The sequence below is a fragment of the Anaerotruncus sp. 1XD42-93 genome, from assembly GCF_009917605.1.
GTDB lineage: Bacteria > Bacillota > Clostridia > Oscillospirales > Ruminococcaceae > Anaerotruncus.
On record NZ_QZEG01000042.1, the window covers coordinates 21544 to 27543 of the forward strand.

The 6000-nt window shown below is 50.5% G+C and carries 8 protein-coding genes and 1 pseudogene; 5 read left to right on the top strand and 4 right to left on the bottom strand.

Going from position 1 to position 6000, the window contains the following annotated elements; all coding sequences use genetic code 11:
- The first annotated feature begins 191 nt into the window (after positions 1-191).
- From D5269_RS13085 to D5269_RS13110, 5 genes are all read left to right on the top strand, one after another.
- Positions 192-377 carry a hypothetical protein gene (locus D5269_RS13085; RefSeq protein ID WP_009243795.1) on the top strand — a complete coding sequence of 62 codons (186 nt, stop codon included), beginning with the start codon at positions 192-194 and terminating at the stop codon, positions 375-377.
- Between the two features lie 101 nt (positions 378-478).
- Positions 479-919 (top strand): sigma-70 family RNA polymerase sigma factor, encoded by a 441-nt coding sequence (locus D5269_RS13090; protein WP_120485976.1) that lies wholly within the window; start codon positions 479-481, stop codon positions 917-919.
- Positions 900-1160 (top strand): helix-turn-helix domain-containing protein, encoded by a 261-nt coding sequence (locus D5269_RS13095; RefSeq protein WP_019727567.1) that lies wholly within the window; start codon positions 900-902, stop codon positions 1158-1160. Before D5269_RS13090 ends, D5269_RS13095 begins: the two co-directional genes overlap by 20 nt.
- A 417-nt stretch (positions 1161-1577) precedes the next feature.
- Positions 1578-1805 (top strand): transposon-encoded TnpW family protein, encoded by a 228-nt coding sequence (locus D5269_RS13105; protein WP_004607973.1) that lies wholly within the window; start codon positions 1578-1580, stop codon positions 1803-1805.
- Between the two features lie 100 nt (positions 1806-1905).
- Positions 1906-3582, top strand: a complete 1677-nt coding sequence (locus D5269_RS13110) for a recombinase family protein (RefSeq protein WP_019727566.1) — start codon at positions 1906-1908, stop codon at positions 3580-3582.
- A 63-nt stretch (positions 3583-3645) separates the two neighbouring features.
- Here D5269_RS13110 and D5269_RS13115 read toward each other — a convergent pair.
- The 4 genes and pseudogenes from D5269_RS13115 to D5269_RS13130 all read right to left on the bottom strand — a co-directional run.
- Positions 3646-3825: pseudogene (locus D5269_RS13115) on the bottom strand (recombinase family protein); the annotation flags it as partial.
- Positions 3826-3952: 127 nt separating this feature from the next.
- Positions 3953-4132 carry a hypothetical protein gene (locus D5269_RS13120; protein ID WP_120485977.1) on the bottom strand — a complete coding sequence of 60 codons (180 nt, stop codon included), beginning with the start codon at positions 4130-4132 and terminating at the stop codon, positions 3953-3955.
- Positions 4133-4200: 68 nt separating this feature from the next.
- The gene (locus D5269_RS13125) at positions 4201-5061 is read right to left on the bottom strand and encodes a DUF6551 family protein (RefSeq protein WP_120485978.1); all 861 of its coding nucleotides are present in this window, start codon (positions 5059-5061) and stop codon (positions 4201-4203) included.
- On the bottom strand, positions 5058-6000 hold a 943-nt coding region (locus D5269_RS13130), incomplete at its 5' end, for a ParB N-terminal domain-containing protein (protein ID WP_120485979.1). The genes D5269_RS13125 and D5269_RS13130, both read right to left, overlap by 4 nt.

Genomic DNA, 6000 nt, shown 5'->3' on the forward strand with positions numbered 1-6000 from the left:
GCTGTTATCGGCTCTTTTTTGATTTTAATTTGTGCCCCTAATAACCATATTGGAGCAAAATCAGAACTGTTGCTTGTCGTTCTTTGATTTCCGCAGCAGCTTTGAAAAATCAAAGCCGCCGTTTCTTTTTATCTTCTAATGAAATGACGCGGTATCACTGTTGAAATCGGCGGCTAAAGGAGGTAGCCGCCATGAAGCAAAAAGCATATCGACAAAATCCGACAGTTATTGACTTATCAAAAAAAGCCCGCCCACCACCGGGGGAAACTACGCTTATATATATGAACTGTCTAATCATCTGGATACTGCTTACAATGCCTATGCGCCCGTCCGGGCTTTTCGGACGGGCGCATTTTGTACGTTCAAAAAATTTTTGAAGAAATTTCAAAAAATCTTCGGCGTTTTTGAAAAACGCCGTATTGCCCCGCGAAAAGGGGGGAAGCACCACCAACTTTCCAACGAGAAAGGAGGTGAGAATGTGGAACCTAATAGCAGGGAGTTTTACAAACAGTGTGCTTTTCAGAAGTTTTGTAATACGGTATTGCACAATGAAGCTTGCGACACCCATAGAGAACTTCGCAGACACAAGGCAAAGGAAGTGACCTTTTCCGACATGACCTTAGACGAAGCGCGGCAGCTTCATACGTTTGATGAATATTTCAAACGTGAAGCCGCCGAAACCGTCTTTGAGAAAGCCGGGAAGAAAATCACGCCAAAGCTGCTTCTTGAAGCAATCCGTACTTTGCCGGAAGAAAAGCGCAAAGCCATACTGCTGTATTACTTCGAGGGAATGAACGATACCGAGATTGCGGAACTGTTCAATACGTCGAGAAGCACGATACAGTACAGGCGGACAAGCTCTTTTGAGAGATTAAGAAAATATCTGGAGGAAAATGCTGATGAATGGGACGAATGGTAACGAACCCGGCTACCCGGAAAATGCCCTTGTTCCCTATCCTGTCATTGTGGTAGCGACAAAGGGCGACCCGGACGCTATGAAGATTGTCTTGCAGCATTTCAGCGGCTACATAGCCCGCCTCTCCATGCGGAAGCTGTACGACGAGCGCGGGAATGTCTATTTCGGCGTAGACCACGACATTCGGGAACGGCTGCAAGCAAAACTGATGATGGCTGTCCTCACCTTTAAGGCAGAGGAATAAACCGCAGCGGCGGCGGGACGCTTTCTCTCTCCCCCTTTTCCGTTCCGCTGCTGACGCGGCAGCAAAGCCATTCTGAACCTTGACAAAGAAAGCGGCGCAAGATAACGGCGGCGCAGCATAGGGCAAATCGGATACGTTCCTTTTGCGCCGAGCCATACGGCGGGTGCGCCATGACGCTATCCGGGTGAGGTTATCCCCGCCCGGACAGCCGAGCGACCAACACCGCGCCGGAAAGCAAGTGTAGCGGCTTGCGGGCGACGACACGCAGAATATACAATGATACTTCCTTACAGCCACAGTCCGAGCGTTAAGAGCGTCGCAGGCAATGGGTAGGGCTGCATGAGAACCATGCCGGGGTGAAATTCCCATGAGGTTATGCTAATAACCGTCCGATTAAAGCCTTTGTTTTATTGAATAGTGGACTTGCTGCTATTCATAGACTGTATTATATGTTTGCGAAAGAAAGGGGGATTTTCTTTGACGCAAAACCAAACGCCCGTTACCACAACGGAGCATAAAATAGGAAAAGTTACTTACCTTGTATGTTCGTCCGCAAGTGAACGCGCAACGGACACACTGGATAAAAAGATAAAAAAACTCATTCGCAAAGACATGGAACTGAACCCCGCAAACGCCCGGAAATAGGGCGTTTCTTCACATTTTATACATGACACAGGCAGCGGTATGTGGTATAATATAGACAGTACAAATGCCATGCTTGTCTGTCGTCGGAAAGGAGGACAAAATGTTACAGACAGACAAGATTACCGCTTTATATTGCAGATTGAGCCAGGAAGATATGCAGGCCGGGGAAAGCGAGAGCATACAGAACCAAAAGATGATTTTACAAAAGTATGCTGACGAACACCACTTTTTCAACACGCGCTTTTTCGTAGACGACGGATTTTCCGGCGTGAGCTTTGAGCGTGAGGGGCTTCAAGCCATGCTGCACGAAGTTGAAGCCGGGAACGTGGCGACCGTCATAACAAAAGACCTCTCCCGTCTGGGACGTAATTATCTGAAAACCGGGGAGCTGATAGAGATTGTTTTTCCCGAATATGAAGTGCGCTACATTGCCATTAACGACGGTGTAGACACAGCAAGGGAAGATAACGAGTTTACCCCTCTGCGGAACTGGTTCAACGAGTTTTACGCCCGCGACACTTCAAAGAAAATCCGGGCTGTCAAACAGGCAAAGGCGCAGAAAGGCGAGCGCGTCAACGGGCAAGTGCCTTATGGGTACATAGCTGACCCCAACGACCGCAATCATCTATTGCCCGACCCGGAAACGGCGCACATTGTAAAACAGATTTTCGCTATGTATGTGCGCGGCGACCGTATCTGCGAAATCCAGAACTGGCTACGGGAACATGAGGTATTGACTGTTGCAGAATTGCAGTACAGGCGCACAGGAAGCCACAGGCACCCCCGCCCACACCCGAATTGTATTTACAACTGGCCGGATAAGACGCTCTATGACATTCTGGCGCGTAAAGAGTATTTGGGGCATACCATTACAGGCAAGAGCTATAAGGTATCTTACAAATCGAAAAAGACGAAGAAGAACCCGGAGGAAAAGCGTTACTTCTTCCCCAACACACACGAACCCTTGATTGATGAAGAAACCTTTGAGCTTGCACAGAAACGGATTGCCACCAAACACCGCCCTACAAAGGTTGATGAAATTGACATTTTTTCGGGGCTTCTCTTTTGCGGGGACTGCGGCTATAAAATGTATCTGCAACAGGGAGCCGGGACACTGGAACGCAAACACGCCTACACTTGCGGCAAGTATCGAAACAGGATAAGGACTGGCGAGCTTTGCACTACCCATTATATCCGAAAGAGCGTCCTTAAAGAACTTGTCCTTGCCGATTTACAAAGGGTATTGTCCTATGTGAAAGAGCATGAACAGGAGTTTATCGAAACCGCCAACGAGTGCAGCGCAAAGGCAGTACAAAAGACGCTGACGCAGCAACGGAAAGAGCTTGACAAGGCGCAGAGCCGGATTAGCGAGCTGAATATCTTGTTCCGCAAGCTCTATGAGGACAACGCTTTAGGGAAACTTTCAGATGAACAATTTGCTTTTCTGACTTCCGGCTATGACGAAGAAAAAAAGACGCTGACCCGGAGGATTGCGGAACTGTCACAGGAAATTGACAACGCCACCGAGCGCAGCGCGGACGTGAAAAGGTTTGTCGCACTGGTACGCAAATACACCGCCATTACCGAACTGACCTACGAAAACGTCCATGAATTTATTGACCGCATTCTTATTCACGAACTGGATAAGGAAACGAACACCCGCAAAATCGAAATCTTTTATAGCTTTGTCGGCAGAGTTGATACAGGCGACAAGCCTACTGAAAGTATCTCCTATTTCAGACAGATTGGAGCCGACGTAAAGAGTTATGCTATCTAACATACATCAAAAAGAGGTAAGATAACACCCTCTGCAAAAAAGGTTACGTTATCTTACCTCAACAAAATTCGTACCTGAGAATCCGTCGTCGATATAGGTATCCACAACCTCCCAGCCCTGTTTCTGCACATACTCGGCCAGCAATGCCCGCTGGTTCCCAATGCTCATGGATTCGTGGTCGGCTCCATCTTCGGAAGAAAGCCGGCAATAGATAGCGGCTCTGTAATTCTGTTGTTCTCTCATAAAACTGCCTCCTTATCAGTCCGAGAAACAACAGGGTTTATGCTCGTCTGTCATCTATACTATATCACATTAAAGTGTTAAAGTCAAGCTGACAGCCTGCTGCTTCTGACGATATTGCACACATTTTTTAACTGCTTGTGTCGTAAAGGATTTTCTTCACGGCGGCTTCGTGAATGGCTTCGCTTGCCGTCCTTGTGCCGCTGAAAATGCTGACCACCCGGATGGTGTCGCGTCCGATGGTAAGCTGGTAGCCCTGCTCGGACGGCTCAACAGCGGGGGATTTTGGCTCTTTCGTTGCTGTGTCCATACAAACCTCCCTTGCAATGAAAAGGGCCGCAGACGGGATAGTCTGCGGCTCCTATGTACGTTTTCCTATCAGCCCTTAAAGCGGTAGGGCAGCTTGCGCCCGCCGCGCTGCTGGGTGTTATACTTTTCCAGAATGACGCGGGCGAACCGGAGTGCGGCTTTATTGGTGGAAAAGTCCATCTTGCCGCGCCGGATGATTTCCTCCGGGTCAACCGCAGACAGCCGTTTGATGAAAGAACGGTCGTCCAGTTCGGTTTCATAGGTTTTCAGAAACAGCGCCATGCCGGAGAGCATAGATGCACGGAGAGAGATAGACGCGCCGTGCCATGTGCTGTCCAGGAGTACCAGCAGACGGGAAAAAGCCGCTCCGCCCAGCAGACGGTAGGCGTTGATAATGGCGCGGGTAGAGAGGATTTCGTAAGCGTCACCGCTTTTCTTATCCAGTACCCACACAAAGCCCGCCGCCTCCACAAGCCGCTTAATTTCCAGCACCTCGGCATCCGTGCCGGATTCCAGCAGGGCTTTTGTGGCATGGGAGAGCCGCAGCCGGCCTTTGGACTGATCCAGCTTGAAATACAGTTCGGCTTCCTGCTCGTAGGTCAGGCCGGTATAAATCAGGCATGGAACCGTTACGTTGCCGCCGTCCGCCATCTTCCGCATGGCGGCGATCCGGTGCTGTCCGTCCACCACGTTAAATTTGCCGTCCCGGAAACTGACCACCAGAGGGGTCAGCAAACGGTCGTCCCACTTGGCAATCAGGCGGTCAACGTCCTCCGGCTCCACGGGCCGCTGGTAGGGCAGGCCGGAGGTAAGCTGATTGCTGGATAAGTCGCGCTGTACGCCGGGATTGGCATACTGTGTTTCTGTTAAAAGGTTCTGCTGTTCCGTGCGCTCCGAACCGGGCGGACGGCGTTTTTTTCGATTGCTCATGCTTCTATTGTCCTTTCCATTTGATTTAATAAGTCCGCCATTGCGGAAGAAATACTTTCAAAACGCTGCCGGACAAACTCAAACTGCACTTTGGAGATGTGGGGGAACACGATGGTACAAAACGGGTCGTGATACCACGCGAAGCCTTTATGAAAGGTCTGCACAAAGCCGTCAATGTCCGCCAGAAGCGTATCCGGCGTGTAGCTGCAATCCTTGTCGGGATTTTTCAGGTCGGCTATGGATTCCTCCAGGGTGTCATAGTGCTTGCCGCCCAGCGAATAGGGAACCGTGGGCGATGCTGGCGGTTCTGTAACCGGCTCTGCGGTTTGCTCCGGTTTTGTATCTCGTTCCGGCTCGTGTGCCGGTTCGGGCGGTCTGGATGGTTTAGGCGGTTCTGCCTGGGGAAATTCATCTGCTGACCTGATTTCCCCAGCCGCCAACTGTGCGGCGGCTTGTTCCTGCTGTTCCGGCTCCATGCGGGACAGCTTCAGCAAGTCCTTTTTTCTGATTTTGCGGTCGGCATCCTGGATGATTTCCTTGGTTTCCGGGGTCAGGTTTCTGGCTATCTGAATCTGCCGTTTCACCGTAGCACGGTGCAGCCCCAATTTTTCGGCGGTATCATCCACGAAAGACGGTATAGAATCAAAGGCGCAAAATGCGCCTTTGATTTTTTCGCTTTTCCGGTCGCCGCCGCGTTTTGTCTGCGGGTAGAGCATTTCATAGATTTCCTTGCGCCGCAGAAGCAGCTTTCCAAACTCCAGGGTTTCCAGATCGGCCCGCACAAAGTTCTCGTCAATCTCGGCAAGTTCCGCCTGCAAGCCCTCTAAACTGCTGACATTGCACTCTATTTCCGCCCAGCCAAGCAGCCTTGCCGCTTCCAGCCGGTGCAGTCCGGCAATCAGGATATAGTCCCGGTCAACCGTGATGGGGTTTAACAGC